19 protein-coding genes are annotated in these 16,369 nt (G+C 53.3%); 12 read left to right on the top strand and 7 right to left on the bottom strand.

Features of this window, described 5'->3' with window-relative positions; translation table 11 throughout:
- Positions 1 to 18: 18 nt before the first annotated feature.
- Entirely contained in the window at positions 19 to 885 is an 867-nt protein-coding gene (locus OH144_RS15685; protein ID WP_266203215.1) for a MotA/TolQ/ExbB proton channel family protein, read from the bottom strand.
- A 497-nt stretch (positions 886 to 1,382) separates the two neighbouring features.
- Complete coding sequence (gene mazG / locus OH144_RS15680; protein ID WP_266203214.1) at positions 1,383 to 2,192, bottom strand: nucleoside triphosphate pyrophosphohydrolase; 810 nt, start codon at positions 2,190 to 2,192, stop codon at positions 1,383 to 1,385.
- Between the two features lie 70 nt (positions 2,193 to 2,262).
- Between mazG and OH144_RS15675 the strand changes: the two genes are divergently transcribed.
- From OH144_RS15675 to OH144_RS15655, 5 genes are all read left to right on the top strand, one after another.
- The gene (locus OH144_RS15675; protein ID WP_266203213.1) at positions 2,263 to 2,607 is read left to right on the top strand and encodes a hypothetical protein; all 345 of its coding nucleotides are present in this window, start codon (positions 2,263 to 2,265) and stop codon (positions 2,605 to 2,607) included.
- A gap of 167 nt (positions 2,608 to 2,774) precedes the next feature.
- On the top strand, positions 2,775 to 4,166 hold the full coding sequence (gene glmM / locus OH144_RS15670; RefSeq protein ID WP_266203212.1) for a phosphoglucosamine mutase: 1,392 nt from the start codon (positions 2,775 to 2,777) through the stop codon (positions 4,164 to 4,166).
- 147 nt (positions 4,167 to 4,313) lie between these two features.
- On the top strand, positions 4,314 to 5,456 hold the full coding sequence (locus tag OH144_RS15665; protein WP_266203211.1) for a cysteine desulfurase family protein: 1,143 nt from the start codon (positions 4,314 to 4,316) through the stop codon (positions 5,454 to 5,456).
- Positions 5,457 to 5,536: 80 nt separating this feature from the next.
- Positions 5,537 to 6,118, top strand: coding sequence for an LOG family protein (locus OH144_RS15660; RefSeq protein ID WP_266203210.1), 582 nt, complete (start codon positions 5,537 to 5,539; stop codon positions 6,116 to 6,118).
- A 14-nt stretch (positions 6,119 to 6,132) separates the two neighbouring features.
- Positions 6,133 to 6,636, top strand: a complete 504-nt coding sequence (locus OH144_RS15655; RefSeq protein WP_266203209.1) for a hypothetical protein — start codon at positions 6,133 to 6,135, stop codon at positions 6,634 to 6,636.
- Positions 6,637 to 6,729: 93 nt separating this feature from the next.
- On the opposite strand, the gene hemH is transcribed toward OH144_RS15655, so the two are convergent.
- Complete coding sequence (hemH, locus tag OH144_RS15650; RefSeq protein WP_266203208.1) at positions 6,730 to 7,758, bottom strand: ferrochelatase; 1,029 nt, start codon at positions 7,756 to 7,758, stop codon at positions 6,730 to 6,732.
- 400 nt (positions 7,759 to 8,158) lie between these two features.
- Here hemH and era point away from each other — a divergent pair, with 400 nt between their 5' ends.
- The 5 genes from era (at position 8,159) to OH144_RS15625 (ending at position 11,422) form a co-directional block, all read left to right on the top strand.
- Positions 8,159 to 9,049 carry a GTPase Era gene (gene era / locus OH144_RS15645; protein ID WP_266203207.1) on the top strand — a complete coding sequence of 297 codons (891 nt, stop codon included), beginning with the start codon at positions 8,159 to 8,161 and terminating at the stop codon, positions 9,047 to 9,049.
- A 63-nt stretch (positions 9,050 to 9,112) separates the two neighbouring features.
- Entirely contained in the window at positions 9,113 to 10,426 is a 1,314-nt protein-coding gene (gene der, locus OH144_RS15640; RefSeq protein WP_266203206.1) for a ribosome biogenesis GTPase Der, read from the top strand.
- A 193-nt stretch (positions 10,427 to 10,619) separates the two neighbouring features.
- Positions 10,620 to 10,787, top strand: coding sequence for a hypothetical protein (locus tag OH144_RS15635; RefSeq protein WP_266203205.1), 168 nt, complete (start codon positions 10,620 to 10,622; stop codon positions 10,785 to 10,787).
- A gap of 75 nt (positions 10,788 to 10,862) precedes the next feature.
- On the top strand, positions 10,863 to 11,072 hold the full coding sequence (locus tag OH144_RS15630) for a hypothetical protein (RefSeq protein WP_266203204.1): 210 nt from the start codon (positions 10,863 to 10,865) through the stop codon (positions 11,070 to 11,072).
- Positions 11,073 to 11,245: 173 nt separating this feature from the next.
- Positions 11,246 to 11,422: a hypothetical protein gene (locus OH144_RS15625; protein ID WP_266203203.1), complete on the top strand. Its 177-nt coding sequence runs from the start codon at positions 11,246 to 11,248 to the stop codon at positions 11,420 to 11,422.
- 72 nt (positions 11,423 to 11,494) lie between these two features.
- Here the strand turns inward: OH144_RS15625 and OH144_RS15620 are convergent, their stop codons facing one another.
- The gene (locus OH144_RS15620; protein ID WP_266203202.1) at positions 11,495 to 12,064 is read right to left on the bottom strand and encodes a hypothetical protein; all 570 of its coding nucleotides are present in this window, start codon (positions 12,062 to 12,064) and stop codon (positions 11,495 to 11,497) included.
- A 270-nt stretch (positions 12,065 to 12,334) separates the two neighbouring features.
- Between OH144_RS15620 and OH144_RS15615 the strand changes: the two genes are divergently transcribed.
- Together OH144_RS15615 and OH144_RS15610 are read left to right on the top strand one after the other, a co-directional pair.
- Positions 12,335 to 13,063, top strand: a complete 729-nt coding sequence (locus OH144_RS15615) for a SpoIIAA family protein (RefSeq protein WP_266203201.1) — start codon at positions 12,335 to 12,337, stop codon at positions 13,061 to 13,063.
- Positions 13,064 to 13,115: 52 nt separating this feature from the next.
- The gene (locus OH144_RS15610) at positions 13,116 to 14,168 is read left to right on the top strand and encodes a hypothetical protein (RefSeq protein WP_266203200.1); all 1,053 of its coding nucleotides are present in this window, start codon (positions 13,116 to 13,118) and stop codon (positions 14,166 to 14,168) included.
- 32 nt (positions 14,169 to 14,200) lie between these two features.
- Here OH144_RS15610 and OH144_RS15605 read toward each other — a convergent pair whose 3' ends face one another.
- The 3 genes from OH144_RS15605 to OH144_RS15595 form a co-directional block, all read right to left on the bottom strand.
- Positions 14,201 to 14,482: a hypothetical protein gene (locus OH144_RS15605; protein WP_266203199.1), complete on the bottom strand. Its 282-nt coding sequence runs from the start codon at positions 14,480 to 14,482 to the stop codon at positions 14,201 to 14,203.
- Positions 14,483 to 14,589: 107 nt separating this feature from the next.
- The gene (gene murQ, locus OH144_RS15600; RefSeq protein WP_266203198.1) at positions 14,590 to 15,405 is read right to left on the bottom strand and encodes an N-acetylmuramic acid 6-phosphate etherase; all 816 of its coding nucleotides are present in this window, start codon (positions 15,403 to 15,405) and stop codon (positions 14,590 to 14,592) included.
- Positions 15,406 to 15,485: 80 nt separating this feature from the next.
- Positions 15,486 to 16,358 carry a BadF/BadG/BcrA/BcrD ATPase family protein gene (locus tag OH144_RS15595; RefSeq protein WP_266203197.1) on the bottom strand — a complete coding sequence of 291 codons (873 nt, stop codon included), beginning with the start codon at positions 16,356 to 16,358 and terminating at the stop codon, positions 15,486 to 15,488.
- Positions 16,359 to 16,369 lie beyond the last annotated feature (11 nt).

Below are 16,369 nucleotides of genomic sequence, written 5' to 3'. Positions count from 1 at the left end.
TGGTTAATACGGTTTAACTTAAACAGTTTGCGGTCTGGTAGCAGCTGTGTCGTGCTGTGCTGTGAAAGTAGACACCATGCTGAAGCCAGCCTCATCGATGCTGTAAGTAAGTTCGTCGATCTTGCTAGTGAAGTAGTTGTAGGCAATGATCGCAACAGTAGAACCTGTCACACCCAGGGCTGTGTTGATAAGGGCCTCAGAGATACCGTTTGCAAGGGCTACTGAGTCCGGAGCACCTGAAGTTGCAAGAGCCGAGAAGGCCTTGATCATACCAATTACCGTACCGATCAAACCAACCAGTGTAGAGATAGAGGCGATAGTTGAGATAACTACCAGGTTTTTCTCCAGCATAGGCAGTTCCAGGGAAGTAGACTCTTCGATTTCCTTCTGGATAGCGGCTACTTTCTCTGCTTTCAGCAGTTCTGGCTCGTTCTGCATTTCCTTGTACTTCAGCAGGCCGGCTTTTACTACGTTGGCCACAGAGCCTTTCTGTACGTCACAGGCAGCGATGGCACCGTTGATGTCGCGCTGGTTCAGTTTGGCAGAGATGTTACGCACAAAGTCAGCAACACTCTTGGTGCCTTTTGCTTTACCGATGGTAAGGGCACGCTCGATAGCAAAGATGAATACTAACAGGTTAAGGGTAAGAAGTACTGGTACTACCCAACCACCTTTGTAAACAATACCAAGATAGTTGCCCGAAAGCGGGTGGTTAGCATTGTCATTGCCTTCGAAGTTGGCTGGATTGCCAAATACGAAGATATAGATAAGCACACATGCTATAAAAGCGATTGGAATAACGATGGTCGCAAATAGAGAGCCTACCGGACTTGGTTTTTTCTCTACATTAGCATTCTTGCTCACTACTGCAGTCTTTTTTTCCATTTTGATTAAAGTTTAAAGTTTAGCTGTTTGTGTTGTAATAAAAAAAAGTTGTGTAAGTATAAAATGTAATAGTTTCGCTTTTAGTTCTTTACTGAATTTGCAATTTCAGATTTTTCTGAATTTTTCGCACTATAACCCCCGTTAAAATTTAGGTAAAAGCCTACAACTGCGGCTTTAGCTGCCTAAATTTAAGTTATTATCTTTCAGGATTCCAAATTTACGGTATCACAATATCGTAAATTATTAATTAAAAAGTTTGTTTCAAAGTGCAAACACCGTTGACTGCGGCGCTCTCTTTATCTCTTGCTGCGCGTTGTTTTATCAAACAGGTTGTGTGCTAGGGTAGAGGGGGCAGGTCGAGCGATAGCTGGCTTTTCCTCCACGATTTACGCTTGCTTTCAGATGCACCGCTGCGTACTACCTGCGCTGCTTTCCTCCTGAGTTTAGAGAAAAGCGCAATAAATATAAGCAATAAATTCTTTAAGCGGCACGCGCTGCTATAGTTTTTTTGCTTTGTTCCAGTAAAAATCCATTTCCTGCAAGGTCATGTCCTGTAGCCTCTTGCCATCTTTAGCTGCCTCTGTCTCAATGTACTGGAAGCGCGAGATAAACTTCAGGTTAGTGCGTTCCAGGGCCTCCTCCGGGTTAATGCCTGCAAAACGGGCGAAGTTGATGAGCGAGAACAGCAGGTCGCCAAACTCTGCGGTGGCTCTTTGCTGGTCTATGGCAGCGCTGTCCTCTATGTTAAACTCACTGGCAAACTCGTTTAGCTCCTCCTGTACCTTGGCCCATACCTGCGTTTTATCATCCCAGTCGAACCCCGCGCCGCGTGCCTTTTCCTGTATGCGCATGGCTTTTACCAGTGCGGGCAGCGATTGAGGTACTCCTCCGAGCACAGATTTGTTGCCCTCTTTTAGCTTTAGCCTTTCCCAGTTCTGCTTTACCTCCTCCTCGCTGTCGGCCTTGGTGTCGCCGTAGATGTGCGGGTGCCGGAAAATAAGCTTCTCGCACTGGGCATTCAGCACGTCTGCAATATCAAAGGCGCCCTGCTCTGAGGCGATCTTGGCGTAGAATACCAGGTGCAGCATAATGTCGCCGATCTCTTTCTTTACTTCCTGTACCTCCCCTTTAAGTATGGCGTCAGAAAGTTCGTAGGTTTCTTCGATGGTGAGGTGGCGCAGGCTTTCCATGGTTTGCTTGCGGTCCCAGGGACATTTCTCGCGCAGGTCGTCCATCACATCCAGCAGGCGGCTAAAGGCCTCGAGCTGGCGTTGGCGATCGTTTTTACCGGGTAGTGAAGTAGTCATAAAGGCAAAGTTACTAAATAATTAGCGTTTATGGCCCCGCTCGCCACAGGCTTAACACTGAATTAACACCTTGGCGGTCTTAAAGGTGGAGATCCTGCGTAAGTATAAACCCGGCGAGGGTGTTTTATACTTTATATATAGGAGGGCCATACTTATGAAGAAGAAAAAGAAAAAGGAGCTTAAAAAGATTGCCGGCTCGTTGGCTGCCGTGCAGTCGCAGGTGGCGTTTGCACGAATGGCCACTGCGCTGGCCGTGGTTAGCGTAGGAGCCATGGCCGTGGGGGCGCTGGCCATCGGGCACCTGGCCATTAAAAAGCTTGCTCTAAAGACCGGTGAGGTAGACCGCCTCCGAATCAATGACCTGGAGGTGGGAAGGCTGACGGTAAAGGAACTGATAACCGAGAGCAAAGTATAACGACCCCTCGGAGTGTGAGTTTTCGGAGCCGTGGCTGAATTGCAGGTGCCAGTTCTTTGCCGTGCGGGTGGTGGGCTGGGTATATTTTGTGCTGCCACAATACCACATAATCCGCTGGAAGTATAAGTAAAATTACTACTTTTGCCGGAGCAACTAATATAGGAACAGTGGCTTTAATAAAATCAATTTCAGGAATACGTGGTACGATAGGCGGACAGGCTGGAGAAGGACTTACCCCTGTGGATGTGGTTAAGTTTTCCGCTGCTTTCGGTACCTGGGTGCTTCAGAACACCGACAAGAAGACTATTGTAGTGGGGCGCGATGCGCGCCTTTCCGGCGATATGGTAAACAAGCTGGTTTGCGCCACCTTGCAGGGCCTGGGGATAGACGTAGTGGACGTGGGGCTCTCTACCACGCCAACCGTGGAGATGGCTGTGCCGGAGATGCAGGCCGGCGGCGGCATCATCCTTACAGCCAGCCACAACCCTAAGCAGTGGAACGCCCTGAAACTGCTCAACCACAAAGGCGAGTTTATTTCCGATGCCGAGGGGGAACTGGTGCTGGAGATTGCCGACCAAGAGGCCTTTGAGTTTGCGCAGGTAACAGAGCTGGGCAAGTACACCCGGGACGAGGAGGCGCTGGAGAAGCATATCAGAACCATACTTGACCTGCCGCTGGTAGACGTGGAGGCCATTAAAGCTAAGAACTTTAGTGTGGCGGTGGATGCCGTGAACTCGAGCGGCGGCTTTGCCGTGCCAATGCTGCTGGAGGCCTTGGGCGTGAATAAAATCGAGAAGCTCTACTGCGAGCCGGACGGCAACTTTGCCCACAACCCGGAGCCGCTGCCAGAGAACCTGCGCGAGATCGCGCGCGTGATCGAGAAGGGCAAGTTTGACCTGGGCATTGTGGTGGACCCGGATGTGGACCGCCTGGCCCTGGTGAACGAGGACGGCAGCATGTTCGGCGAAGAGTATACGCTCGTAGCCGTAGCTGACTATATCTTAAAGAACCAGGCAGGAAACACGGTTTCTAACCTTTCGTCTACCCGTGCCTTGCGCGATGTGACCGAGAAAGCCGGAGGTTCCTATTTTGCCGCTGCTGTGGGCGAGGTGAACGTGGTGAACATGATGAAGGAGCAGCACGCCATCATCGGGGGCGAGGGCAACGGCGGTATCATTTACCCGGAGCTGCACTACGGCCGCGACGCGCTGGTGGGCATTGCCCTGTTCCTGACGCACCTGGCTAAATCCGGCATGAGCATGACGCGCCTGCGCGCCAGCTACCCAAGCTACTATATCTCCAAGAACAAGATAGAGCTGACGCCGGAGGTGAATGTGGACGAGGTGCTGCGCCAGATGCAGGAGCGCTACGCCAAGCAGCCGGTCAACACGATTGACGGCGTGAAGATTGAGTTCGACAAGGAGTGGGTGCACCTGCGCAAGTCCAATACTGAGCCGATCATCCGTATCTACGCTGAGAGCGACAGCAATGCCACGGCAGAGCACCTGGCCAATAAAATCATCGCCGATATCAAAGAGATCATCTCTAATAAAGCATAAAATATGTGTTGTTGCTGCTGTCATAGAAAACGAGAGTAACAGACCGTGTTGCGCCACTGGGAGGAGATTGTTCCTGCCGTTGGCGCAACTTTTTTTTATGCTTCAATGGTTGAGTAAAGAACAGAATCAGAAAAATAGCTTAAGAATATGCGTGTATATTTAGATAATGCTGCCACCACCCCTCTGGATAAAGAGGTTTTTGACGCCATGGCCCCCTTCATGCTGGAGCACTTCGGCAATCCTTCTTCCATCCACTCGCACGGGCGCGAGGTTAGGGCGGCTATTGAGCGGGCGCGCAAAACGGTGGCAGGTTTGCTGAACACGTCGCCGGCAGAGGTCTTCTTTACCTCCGGCGGTACCGAGGCCGATAACGCTGCCATCGTCTGTACCTGCCGCTCGCTGGGCATCAAGCATGCTATTACCACTAAACTGGAGCACCACGCGGTGCTGCATACCCTGGAGCTGCTGGAGAGGCAGGAGGAGGTGCAGCTAAGCTACCTGCGCCACGACGAGCGCGGCAACCTGGACCTGGAGCACCTGGAGGAGTTGCTGGCCAGCCAGCCGCAGACGCTGGTATCGGTGATGCACGCCAACAACGAGATCGGTAACTTGAACGATATTGAGGCCATTGCGGAGATCTGCAGGAAGTATAACGCGGTGTTCCACTCCGACACGGTGCAGACCATGGGCCACTACCAGCACGACCTGCAGCAGCTGAAGGCCAACCTCATTGTGGGCTCGGCGCACAAGTTCCACGGCCCGAAAGGCGTGGGCTTCCTGTACTGCGATGCGGAAACGAAGATTCAGCCGCTGATACAGGGTGGGGCGCAGGAGCGCAACATGCGTGGCGGTACCGAGAACGTGTACGGCATCATTGGCCTGGCCAAGGCCCTGGAGATCGCCTACCGCGATATGGCCGAGCACCAGCAGCACATCCAGAGCCTGAAAGACCGCATGATCCACCAACTGCGCGAGCAGATGGACGACGTGAGCTTCAACGGCATGTCGGCGTTCGGGGATAAGAGCCTGTACACGGTGCTGAACGTGAGCCTCCCGGCCTCAGACCTAAACGAGATGCTGCTCTTCAGCCTCGATATTGCCAAGATATCGGCCTCAGGGGGTAGCGCCTGCAGCAGCGGCGCCAACACCGGCTCGCATGTGCTGCGTGCGCTGGAAGTGGATCCAAACCGCGGGTCCATACGTTTCTCGTTCAGCAAGTATAACACGCCGGAGGAGGTTGATTACGTGGCCGAAACACTAGCTAAAATGTATAAAAAGCAGCTGGCCTAAAAAGAGGGGCTGTAGTTACTTATAAAAAGGCTCTGGCAGTATGCCGGGGCCTTTCTTTGTTACACATCAAAGTATAAAGGATGAAAAGTATAGCCGTTTTCTGTGGCGCCAATGCCGGCAATAACCCGGTGTATGCAGCGGCAGCCACAAAGTTGGGCCACCTGATGGCCGCACAAAGTATGAGACTGGTATTCGGTGGTGGTAAGGTCGGGTTGATGGGCACCATTGCCGACGCCGTACTTGACGGGGGCGGAGCGGCTGTTGGCGTGATCCCGCAGAGCCTGGTAGACCGCGAGCAGGCCCATACCGGCCTGACGGAGCAGCACGTAGTAAAAACGATGCACGAGCGCAAGGCCCTGATGGCGGCTAAGTCAGATGCCTTTATTGCCATGCCCGGCGGCTTCGGTACCCTCGATGAGATCAACGAGATCATCACCTGGAACCAACTGGGCATCATTAAAAAGCCAGTGGCCTTTTACAACGTGAACGGCTATTTCGACAAGTTCCTGGACTTTGTGAAAGATAGCGTGCAGGAGGGCTTCATCAAGCAGGAGTATGTGAGCAACCTGATCGTGGAAAGCGAGGCGGAGGTGCTGCTGCAGAAACTCACCAAGTATGCCGATGCTGTATCGGAAGATTGGGTAGACTCGGAGCGTATCTAGCCACTGGCCAATACATGAAGCCATTCAAAAGTATAAATGCGGTTGTAAAAAATAAACTGCTTTTGCTTGTCGCGCTGCTGGCATTCTCTTCTGCAAAGGCGCAAGACGTTTTCTCCGTTGGCCCTGCCCTGCACTTTAACTTCGGAGACAAAAAGCCGAAGGTAAGCTGGGGCGTAGAGGCCTCGCTGTGGTGGTTCGAGGATCAGTTTCCGGTAAGCGGTAGCCTCGGCTTCGACCGCCGGAAAGGCAGCACGGTGCTGTACATGCAGGCCCAGACCGGCATCGGCATCGCTGGCGTCTCGGCCGGGCCATACTTAGAACTTAGAAAGGAAGATGTAGCCGTGCTGGGGCTGCAGACGGATTATTGGGTGAATTACTTTGCCGGCCTCAATTACAGGGTAAGGTACAATGGCGAGGGGAAGCAAAGGGCACTGGGCATCTATGTTAAAGCTCCGATGCAGTTTGGCCTGGATGATGAGGACGGGGAAGAAGATGATTGGGACTGGGACTGGGATTAACCAGTGTAAAAGAAAAGGGCGCTGCATTTATACTTGCAGCGCCCTTTTATATTTTACAGAGAGCTATACTTTACAGGGAGCATCTTCAAATCCTCAGTTCTGTAGCACCATCTCCTTCAGTGCCTCTACCCAGCTATCGCTGGAGTTCAGGCTCTCCACCAGCTGCCATTTCTCACCGCCGGCGTGCTCAAACATCTCCTTAAACTCTTCGCCAACCTCAATGGTCGTTTCCAGGCAGTCGGCCACGAAGGCAGGGCTGTAGGCCAGCACTTTTTTAATGCCTTTGCCCGGAAGCGTTTTGAGCACTTCGTCGGTGTACGGTTGCAGCCAGGGGTCTTTCAGAAGCCTGGACTGGAAGGTAACCGTGTACTGGTCTTCGTTTAAGCCCAGCTCGGCGGCCAGCAGGCGGGAGGTAACAAAGCAGGAGGCGCGGTAGCAGTACTTGTTGCGCTTGTGGTAGGAGTTGCAGCAGGCTCCCAGTTGGCAGTAGCCCTTGTCGCTGCCTTTGAGTACCTGGCGCTCCGGCAGGCCGTGGTAACTGAAGATCACGTGGTCATAGTCGTCCTGGGCCATGTGCTTTTTACCCAGCTCGGCAAAGGCCTTGATAAAGCCCGGATCGTCGCAGAAAGAAGAGATGAAGCTGATACTTGGGATAACCCACCAGTCTTTGACGATTTCCATCACCTTGTCCTGCACCGAGCCGGTGGAGGCCGAGGCATACTGCGGGAAGAGCGGCAGCACGATGATGCGGTCCACACTCTGTTCGCGCAGCTCATCCAGGGCACTCTGGATGCTTGGGCTCTGGTAGCGCATGCCGAAGGCCACGTGGTAGGTGTTGCCCAGCGCCTGCTGCAGCTTCTGCTGCAGGTCCAGCCCGTGGTAGAGCAGCGGTGAGCCGCGGTCGGTCCAGAGCTGCTTGTATACTTTGGCCGACTTCGGCGCCCGGAAAGGGGCGATGATGCCGTTGATCAGGGCGTAGCGCTGCACGGCAGGTATGTCTATCACGCGCTTGTCCAGCAGGAATTCGCGCAGGTACTTTCTAACGTCTGGGGTGTTGGGGGTGTCTGGTGTGCCTAAGTTCACCAGCAACACGCCAATCTTACCGGTAGTTTTCTTGCTCATCTATACTTTAAAAGTGCTGTTGTTCTACAAAGATACAAGTATAACCTGTTACTTGTTGATACTTAATCTCTATCAGTACATAGAGGATCACCGTAGGGTAAAGCGATAAGTATGGCAGATTGTTCTAAAGTTAAAGAGTTTAGGAGTTGGGGAGTTAGAGAGTTAAGGTATACTTTGTAATCAGCCTATACTTATTGGCTAATGTGGCGGGACGCCGCACGATGGCGCACACTCGCGAGACGCGAGCGATGGAGAAAGCACAGAACCCAAACTCTTCAACCTTCTAACTCCTAAACTCTCTAACTCCCCAACTCTCTAACTCCTAAACTCCTCCTAAATCCGCACATTTTCACGAGGTTTCGTAAAAAAGGAGTAATTTTGCAACCTCAAATTCAGACGTATGGCCGAAACACCGCACAAAGCCGGTTTTGTAAGTATAGTGGGCAAACCGAATGTGGGTAAATCCACGCTGATGAACGCGCTGGTGGGCGAGAAACTCTCCATCATCACCTCAAAGGCACAAACCACGCGGCACCGCATCATGGGTATTTTGAACGGAGACGACTTCCAGATCGTTTACTCCGACACGCCTGGCATCATCAAGCCGCAGTACGCACTGCACGAGTCGATGATGGGTTTTGTGCGCACCTCGCTCGAGGACGCCGATATCATCCTTTTTGTGACGGACATTTACGAGAAGCACGACGAGGACGACGTGATCAAGCGCCTGAAGTACGCCGAGGTGCCCATCCTGCTGCTCATCAATAAGATAGACCAGGCCACTGAGGAGGAGGTGAACGAGAAGGTAGCCTACTGGAAAGAGCACATGAACCCGACTGAGATCCTGCCGATCTCGGCTCTCCATAACTTCGGCCTGGACCATTTATTCGGGCGCTTGCTGCATTACCTGCCCGAGCATCCTGCCTTTTATCCCAAGGATGAACTCACAGATAAGCCCGAGCGTTTCTTTGTGTCGGAGATGATCCGCGAGAAGATCTTCCTCAACTATAAAAAAGAGATTCCCTACAGCTGCGAGGTGGTGGTAGAGGAGTTTAAGGAAGAGGAGGACATCATCCGGATCCGGGCTGAGATCAGTGTGGAGCGGCGCAGCCAGAAAGGCATCGTGATCGGCAACAAAGGGGAGGCGCTGAAAAAAGTAGGCACGCAGGCCCGCCTCGATATGGAGGACTTCTTCCAGAAAAAGATATTTCTTGATTTATACGTGCGCGTGAACGAGAACTGGCGGACAGACCAGAAGCTGCTTCGGCGCTTCGGCTACCGCGAAGAGTAGCGCACCATTAAAGCTTCGGGGCAAGGTGCTCCGGGGGCACTTTAACATTTTTATTTTAGTTCGATGTCATCAAACATCATTGCCATTGTAGGCCGCCCCAACGTGGGCAAGTCTACGCTTTTTAACCGCCTGATCGGCCAGCGTAAGGCCATCATGGACAACGTGAGCGGCGTAACCCGCGACCGCAGCTATGGCCACGGCGACTGGACCGGCAAATATTTCACCGTGATAGACACCGGTGGCTACGTGCACGGCTCCGACGATATTTTTGAGACCGAGATCAACCGCCAGGTAGAGCTGGCCATGAACGAGGCCGACGTGATACTTTTTATGGTAGACGTGGATGCCGGCCTCACCGGCCTGGACGAGGAGTTTGCCAACGTGCTGCGTCGTACCGATAAGCCGGTATACGTTGTGGCCAACAAAGCCGATACCAACGCACGCATGCACCAGATGGGCGAATTCTACGCGCTGGGTGTAGGCATCGATATTTTCCCGATCTCCTCGCAGAGCGGCTCCGGAACCGGCGAGCTGCTGGACGAGGTGGTGAAGCACTTTAAGGACGAAGGCGTGGAGGACCCGGATGCCGGTATTCCCAAGATCGCCGTGCTGGGCCGCCCGAACGTAGGTAAATCGTCTTTCGTGAACCTGCTGCTGGGCACGGAGCGCAACATCGTGACCGATATTGCCGGCACCACCCGCGATGCCATCCATGCCCGTTACAATGCGTTTGGCAAGGAGTTCATTATCGTGGATACTGCCGGTCTTCGCCGCAAGAGCAAGGTGAGCGAGGATATTGAGTTTTACTCGGTGCTGCGCTCGGTGCGTGCCTTGGAGGACGCCGATGTGTGTATTGTGATGCTGGATGCCACGCGCGGCATTGAGGCGCAGGACGTGAACATCATTGCCCTGGCTGAGAAAAACCGCAAAGGCATTGTGATACTAGTAAACAAGTGGGACCTGGTGGAGAAAGACACCCATACCACCAAGCAGTTTGAAGAGGAGATTTATAGCCGCATCGCGCCGATCGCCTACGTGCCGATCATCTTCACCTCGGTGCTGACCAAGCAGCGTATCCACAAAGCCATTGAGGTGGCCATGGAGGTATACGACAACAAGACGCGCAAGATCCAGACCTCCAAGCTGAACGACCTGCTGCTGCCGGACATTGAGCGTTACCCGCCGCCAGCCATCAAAGGTAAGTTTATCAAGATCAAGTACATCACGCAGCTGCCGACGCACAACCCTACGTTCGCGTTTTTCTGCAACCTGCCGCAGTACGTAAAGGAGTCGTACACGCGCTATCTGGAGAACCGCATGCGGGAGCACTTCGACTTTACCGGTGTGCCGATCAGGCTGCTGTTCAAGAAAAAGTAAGGGCGAAAGCATATCCCTGCGGCCACGGCCGCAGCTTAACCGAAAGGCACCTGAGCAGGGTGCCTTTCGGCATTTTTATATATTCCAAATAACTATATTCTGATTGTGCCGTATTGTTTGGCATGTTTCTGCTGCGGCCGTTAGTGTGCCGTAATGGAGGCGGGGAATAATCCCCTCACTAAAAAATAAGACAATGAAAAAGTTACTTTACGTGTTTGCGCTGGCAGGCCTGTTTGGCTTTGCCTCCTGCGACTCCCCGGCTGAGGAAAGAGCAGAGGAGATGGAAGATCAGGCAGAAGAAGTGGCGGATGATATGGAAGACGCCGCCGAGGACGCCGATACCACCGCAGTAATTGAGTAAATCCTGGCCTGCGGCAACCGCAGCAGACTGGAAGTATGATTTAGCCTGATTGATAACCCTTAAAACCGAAATAATATGAAAAAGCCGATTTTTATGTTCCTGGCACTGGGCATGTTTGCCTTCGCCTCCTGCGATTCTAACACAGAGAACGCTGTAGAAAGCGATGCCGAAAGAGTAGAGGAAAACGCTGAAGAGGTTGGCAGCGACATGGAAGAAGGTGCCGAGGAGGCTGGAGAAGAGATAGAGGAAGGTGCTGAAGAAGTAGAGAACGAAGTGAACAACTAATCTATAGCAGACAATGCCTTGGTAGCGGGTTGGGCTTAAGCTCGGCCCGCTATTTTTTTGCAAAGCCGGCCAAACTAATCCAAATCCCGGCCGTATCAGTAGCTTGTGTTGCAGGCATCCTGTTGAGTATCAGGAACCTTGTAATGTTTGTTTTAAGCGTAATTTCATAAGCGATGAAAAAGCTGTTATATGTTTTTGCTGTTGCCGGCTTGTTTAGCCTGGGAGCATGCGCCTCTACTGAAAATACTGTGGAAGATGGGGCCGAGGAGGTAGAAGACGCTGCTGAGGAAGTAGGCGATGAGGTAGAAGAGGCTGCCGATGAAGTAGAAGACGAGATCGACGAAAAGTAAGCATCTTATATTCTGACAACACAAAAGGCCGGTGTCATATATTGCACCGGCCTTTTGCTTTTTAAAGTATACTTATGGTCCCAGCCGTTTCTGTATCAGGCTGTTCACGAGGGCAAACAGGCGCTTGGGCGTAAACGTGCGCCAGTGGATGTCGTCGAGGTTGCCGCCGGAGTTGATGTAGTAGTCCAGGTTGTAGTTCTTCATCTCGCTCAGCACGAAATCCTGGAAGCCAAGGGCAGCCACCCAACCCTCCTCCACATCCTCAAACCACTCCTCGTAGTAGGAGTCGTCGGAGCCGTGGAAGTTGAACACATTCTCCCCGATCAGTATAAAATGCTTGATGCCCTCCTCCACCATGGGGTCGATGATGTTGCGCTTGAGCTGCATGATGTCGTTATTGAGGGCATCGTTCCACTCACCGATAAACTCGATTACGGCAAAGCCCTGGTCGTAGTCGGCGTAGAGGATCTTTATGAAGAGCGTCTCGGAGTTGATGTCGTCCCACTGCGGGTGTATGTAGTAACCGTAAATGGTATGGGTGTACTGCGAGAGGCTGTTCTCGGCCCCGTACAGCGGCGAGCGCGGGTCCTCGCAGGCCGAGTACTTCTCAATCCAGTTATAGTATGGTTCTATCGTGTGCATAAGGCAATGGTATAGGTGTGGGGGCCGTAGCATCATTTACTGCCGTGGCTGCCGCAAAGTTCGGCGCCCAGGAGGTCTTTTTTTACTTCCCCCGGCGCCGTAAATCAACAAATATACAGCAGAAAAAGTGGCATCCCGTTTATTGGAAACTTAAGCTCCCGAACAGGAAACCGTTTAAGGGTTACAGCGGTATGCTAAGTGTAGACGTTGCCCCAGAAAGGCGCCGGCATACAAAGGTATACAACATCAACGCTAACCTATCCGCAAACCATGGTATCGATTATTCAATTTGAGGAGGATAACCTTGCAGGTTTTCATGTGCAGCGCTATATTGACGAGTCCGGGCTGAGGACTATCGTGCATGAGATGGAGGAGAAGGCCAAAGTGCACGATAAGGTGCATCTGTACTTCGAATTCGTGAGCTTTGGCGACTGGGACAGCGTGCAATCGTTTTTTGATGCGCTGAAGCTCAAGTTCCATAGCTGGAACAAAATAGCCCGCTATGCCATTGTAACAGACAAAGATTGGGTGAAGAAGCAGTCGCGGCTAGCCAATTTCCTGACGCCGCACTTTGAGGTGATGGCCTTTGGGATGGCCGACAAGGAGCAGGCACTGGCGTGGCTGCGGCAGCCCGCTACCCATCAACCGGAGCAGGGCGTGTCGGTACTGGAGGCTATGCCCCGGCATGTGGTGGGGCTGGCGACGCTAGACGGCCTTTCCTCCGATGATTACCGTACGATAAACCATTTGCTGGAGGAACAGGCACGACAGAGCCCGGATCTGCGTTTGTACCTGGAGGTGCTGCAGCCCAACGGGGCCGCCCCGGATACCATGTGGGAAGACCTGAAGCATGGGGTGCACTACTACGAGAAGTTCAGCAAGGTAGCCATAGCCGGGCACGAGGAGTGGCTGCAGCGGTCGGGTCCGTATGTGCCTAGCAACAATGTAAAATTCTTTAAACTGGATGAGCGCGACACTGCCATAGACTGGCTACGGTAGCAGCAGCTAACACGGAGCTGCCGCCGAACCTGCCGCGCCATCAGCTCTAAACATGATGCTCAGGAAAATATTTTTATACTTTACGCTACTGATGCTGGCGCAGCAGTATGCGTTGGCCCAGGGGGTACCGGATTACACGCAGGTATACCACCCCGTTATTAACGAGGCAGAGCTGCTGGTGGTGGATAAAAAGTATGAACAGGCACTGGAAGCTTACCGGCAGGCCTTTGCCGCTGTGCCTTCGCCGTTTGCCCGCGATTACTACAACGCCGCTATTTGTGCGCTGCTGCTGCAGGAGCGCAGGAAGACCTTTCACTACCTGGAGGAGCTGGTGCAGAAGGGCGTGAGCCTGGAGTACCTGGAGCGTCAGCCGGTGCTGGACTCGCTGCGCAGCACCAAGCAATGGCAGAGGTTCGCCAAGAAATACCCCAAACGCCGCGACAAGTATGAGCAGAAGCTCAACAAAGAGCTACGGGCCGACTTGGACGAGCTCTACGCCCGTGACCAGTACTTCAGACAGGCCAAGGGCGGCTGGCGCGTGCACGGCGATACCATCACGAAGATTGAGGCAGCCAACATGAAACTGCTACTGGGTTGGATAGAGGAATACGGTTACCCCGGTGAGGACCTCGTCGGCGTAGCCGATACCCTGGAGCAGCTTCCCCGCTTCACCGTTGTCATTGAGCGGCAGACCAAGGCCCGCAAAGGCCACGACTTTACCGAGGTGCTGACGCAGGCCGTGCAGCAAGGCCGCATCGCTCCGCAGGCCGCCGCTTACCTCCTGGACCAGCAGGCCGGTGCCAGCAAGTATGGCTCCCGTGTTTTCGCTAAAATAAACTGTAGCAAGTGCACCGACGATGAGGAGCTGGGCACGCTGGATGATTACATGACCACAAAGATCAGTAGAAAAGAAGAGAGCAAGGTGGATGAGCGTCGTAAAAAGCTTGGGCTAGAGCCGCTGGAGCTCTACAAGTATAAGATCGTGCACATCGGCGAAAAGAACCGGGACCGTTTTATGCTCACATACCCCTGGTCGGTGATCAACTACATAGTTCCCAGCAAAGAGGCCGCCCGCGTTTTGCTGGAAAAGCTGACGATGAAGTAGGGGACTGAATGTGCGCTTGCAAGGTGCCTGCTCTAAAAGGGGTAGTACAGTAGAATGAGGTTGAGGATACATATTCCCATGCCCAAGAGCCCGACCTTGGCTTTCCATCTTCTGTAAGACAGGAAGCCCAGGGCAGCACCAACCACCTCAAGTATAAATAATGTTAGCCTGGTGCTGTAGCTCATGCTATAAAATATTATTAAATTCTGCAGTTCCCCTGCCTCACTGTATTCCTGCATGGTTTGGAAGTACGCGTAGGTTAGCATAGCCAAGCCCACCATACCGATCAGAAGAGATGCGATTCCTGCTTTCATATTCGTGAAAAGCCATTGTACTAAGTATAAACGGAAGCAAATGAGAAGAGCCGGAGTGTTTTGCCCCGGCTCTTCTCATTTGCTTTACGGATGATGCTCTGTTAAGTCTATTGTCCGTTTCCGTTGCGGTAGGCTTCTACGGCGGCGCGCACGCTGCCATACTTTTGAAGCAAGGCTCCTGCCTCTGCTCTTCCCACACCCAACTCTTCCATCACCATTCGAATACCGCGGTCCACCAGTTTGTGGTTCGAGAGCTGCATGTCAACCATCTTGTTGCCCTTTACGCGGCCCAGTTTTATCATGGTAGAGGTGGTAAGCATGTTGAGGGCAAGCTTTTGGGCCGTGCCGGCTTTCATGCGGGTGCTGCCGGTCACGAACTCAGCTCCGGTAACAACCTCCACCGGAAACTCGGCGGCGGCGGCCACGGCACTGCCTGCGTTGCAAACGATGCAGCCTGTGGTAATGCCGCGCTCGCGGCAGGCGTTCAGGCCCCCGATCACGTAGGGGGTGCGGCCCGAGGCGGCGATTCCCACCACGATATCCTTCTCCGAGATATGGTGCTCCTGCAGGTCCTTCCAGGCTTGCTGCTCATCGTCCTCGGCAAATTCCACCGCCTTGCGGATAGCCGTGTCACCACCCGCTATGATGCCCACGACCATGCCGTGCGGCACGCCGTAGGTAGGAGGGCACTCCGAAGCATCCACAATGCCCAGGCGGCCGCTGGTGCCGGCACCAATGTAGAACAGGCGGCCTCCCTGCTGCAGGCGCTCCACGGTGGCGTTCACCAGGGCCTCGATCTGCGGGATGGCTTTCTCAACGGCAAGGGGTACGGTTTTGTCTTCGCGGTTAATGTTTACGAGCAGCTCATGCACGCTCATTTGCTCTAATCGGTCGTAGTTAGACGCTGATTCGGTAGTTGACACTGTGGTGTTTTGTTAAAGATGATGAACAGTAAAAGCATAGGGCGGCCGTGTTGCGCCATCTCCCTGTGCTTCAGTTATACTTATACTTTTTTAGGGGCGCCGAACGTCTGCAGCAGTTCCTGGTGGTATTTGATCAGGCCTTCGCTGGGGCTCTGTAGGATGGTCTCGATGTGCAGGCCATACTTCTTGGCCACCTGCTTCAGAATGTCGCTGAAGTAATAGGAGATGGAGCCCACAAAGTTCACCGGCAGTGTCTGGTGGCCCTCATACTTTACCACGTGGCGCTCGAAGAACTCAGAGAAGTTCTCGTAGATCATGCCGTGGATAACGGGATGCTTCTGCTTGTCGTGCATGAACCTGGCAAACGTAGCCATGTAGCGGCTTGGGATGGCAGAGCTGTAGAGCGTATCCAGGAAGCCGTCCTTGGTGAGGTTGTAGGTGTTCTTCAGCGAAGTAGCCAGATCTTCAGGCAGCTCGCGGTACAAGTACGCCTTCATCAGCAGTTTGCCCATGTAGGCGCCGCTGCCCTCGTCGCCGAGCAGGAAGCCCAGTGATGGCACGTTGTCCGTAATGTTGGTGCCGTCGTAGAGGCAGGTATTGGAGCCGGTGCCCAGGATACAGGCTATGCCCGGCTTACGGCCACAAAGGGCGCGCGCCGCTGCCAGCAGGTCGTGGTCCACGGAGATAAGGGCATCCGGGAAAACTCTGCGCAGGGCATCTTCTACGCGCTGGTTACGCTCCGGCGAGCTGCAGCCGGCGCCGTAGTAATAGATAGCATCCGGGGTTTTGTCGCTTAGCTGTGGCAGCAGCACATCGTTAATTTCCTGAAAAATCTCGTCAGCCTCCTGGTACATCGGGTTAAATCCTGCCGTCTGTGCCTGGCTCAGCACGTTATCGTTCGTCACGATGCGCCAGTCTGTCTTTGTTGAGCCGCTATCAGCTATAATTATCATTTGTGTTAGTT

The organism is Pontibacter kalidii (genome assembly GCF_026278245.1).
In the GTDB taxonomy this organism is placed as follows: domain Bacteria; phylum Bacteroidota; class Bacteroidia; order Cytophagales; family Hymenobacteraceae; genus Pontibacter; species Pontibacter kalidii.
The sequence above is the reverse complement of the archived record's forward strand: the minus strand, read 5'-3'. Positions and strand labels throughout refer to the sequence as shown.

What these genes read in the sequence shown, in the direction of transcription:
- der (WP_266203206.1), top strand. Translation starts at nt 9,113, where the DNA reads ATGTCATCAAACATCATTGCCATTGTAGGCCGCCCCAACGTGGGCAAG.
- OH144_RS15635 (WP_266203205.1), top strand. Translation starts at nt 10,620, where the DNA reads ATGAAAAAGTTACTTTACGTGTTTGCGCTGGCAGGCCTGTTTGGCTTT.
- OH144_RS15595 (WP_266203197.1), bottom strand. Translation starts at nt 16,358, where the DNA reads ATGATAATTATAGCTGATAGCGGCTCAACAAAGACAGACTGGCGCATC.
- OH144_RS15615 (WP_266203201.1), top strand. Translation starts at nt 12,335, where the DNA reads ATGGTATCGATTATTCAATTTGAGGAGGATAACCTTGCAGGTTTTCAT.
- OH144_RS15665 (WP_266203211.1), top strand. Translation starts at nt 4,314, where the DNA reads ATGCGTGTATATTTAGATAATGCTGCCACCACCCCTCTGGATAAAGAG.
- OH144_RS15655 (WP_266203209.1), top strand. Translation starts at nt 6,133, where the DNA reads ATGAAGCCATTCAAAAGTATAAATGCGGTTGTAAAAAATAAACTGCTT.
- mazG (WP_266203214.1), bottom strand. Translation starts at nt 2,192, where the DNA reads ATGACTACTTCACTACCCGGTAAAAACGATCGCCAACGCCAGCTCGAG.
- OH144_RS15620 (WP_266203202.1), bottom strand. Translation starts at nt 12,064, where the DNA reads ATGCACACGATAGAACCATACTATAACTGGATTGAGAAGTACTCGGCC.
- OH144_RS15610 (WP_266203200.1), top strand. Translation starts at nt 13,116, where the DNA reads ATGATGCTCAGGAAAATATTTTTATACTTTACGCTACTGATGCTGGCG.
- OH144_RS15630 (WP_266203204.1), top strand. Translation starts at nt 10,863, where the DNA reads ATGAAAAAGCCGATTTTTATGTTCCTGGCACTGGGCATGTTTGCCTTC.
- OH144_RS15605 (WP_266203199.1), bottom strand. Translation starts at nt 14,482, where the DNA reads ATGAAAGCAGGAATCGCATCTCTTCTGATCGGTATGGTGGGCTTGGCT.
- OH144_RS15660 (WP_266203210.1), top strand. Translation starts at nt 5,537, where the DNA reads ATGAAAAGTATAGCCGTTTTCTGTGGCGCCAATGCCGGCAATAACCCG.
- OH144_RS15625 (WP_266203203.1), top strand. Translation starts at nt 11,246, where the DNA reads ATGAAAAAGCTGTTATATGTTTTTGCTGTTGCCGGCTTGTTTAGCCTG.
- hemH (WP_266203208.1), bottom strand. Translation starts at nt 7,758, where the DNA reads ATGAGCAAGAAAACTACCGGTAAGATTGGCGTGTTGCTGGTGAACTTA.
- era (WP_266203207.1), top strand. Translation starts at nt 8,159, where the DNA reads ATGGCCGAAACACCGCACAAAGCCGGTTTTGTAAGTATAGTGGGCAAA.
- OH144_RS15685 (WP_266203215.1), bottom strand. Translation starts at nt 885, where the DNA reads ATGGAAAAAAAGACTGCAGTAGTGAGCAAGAATGCTAATGTAGAGAAA.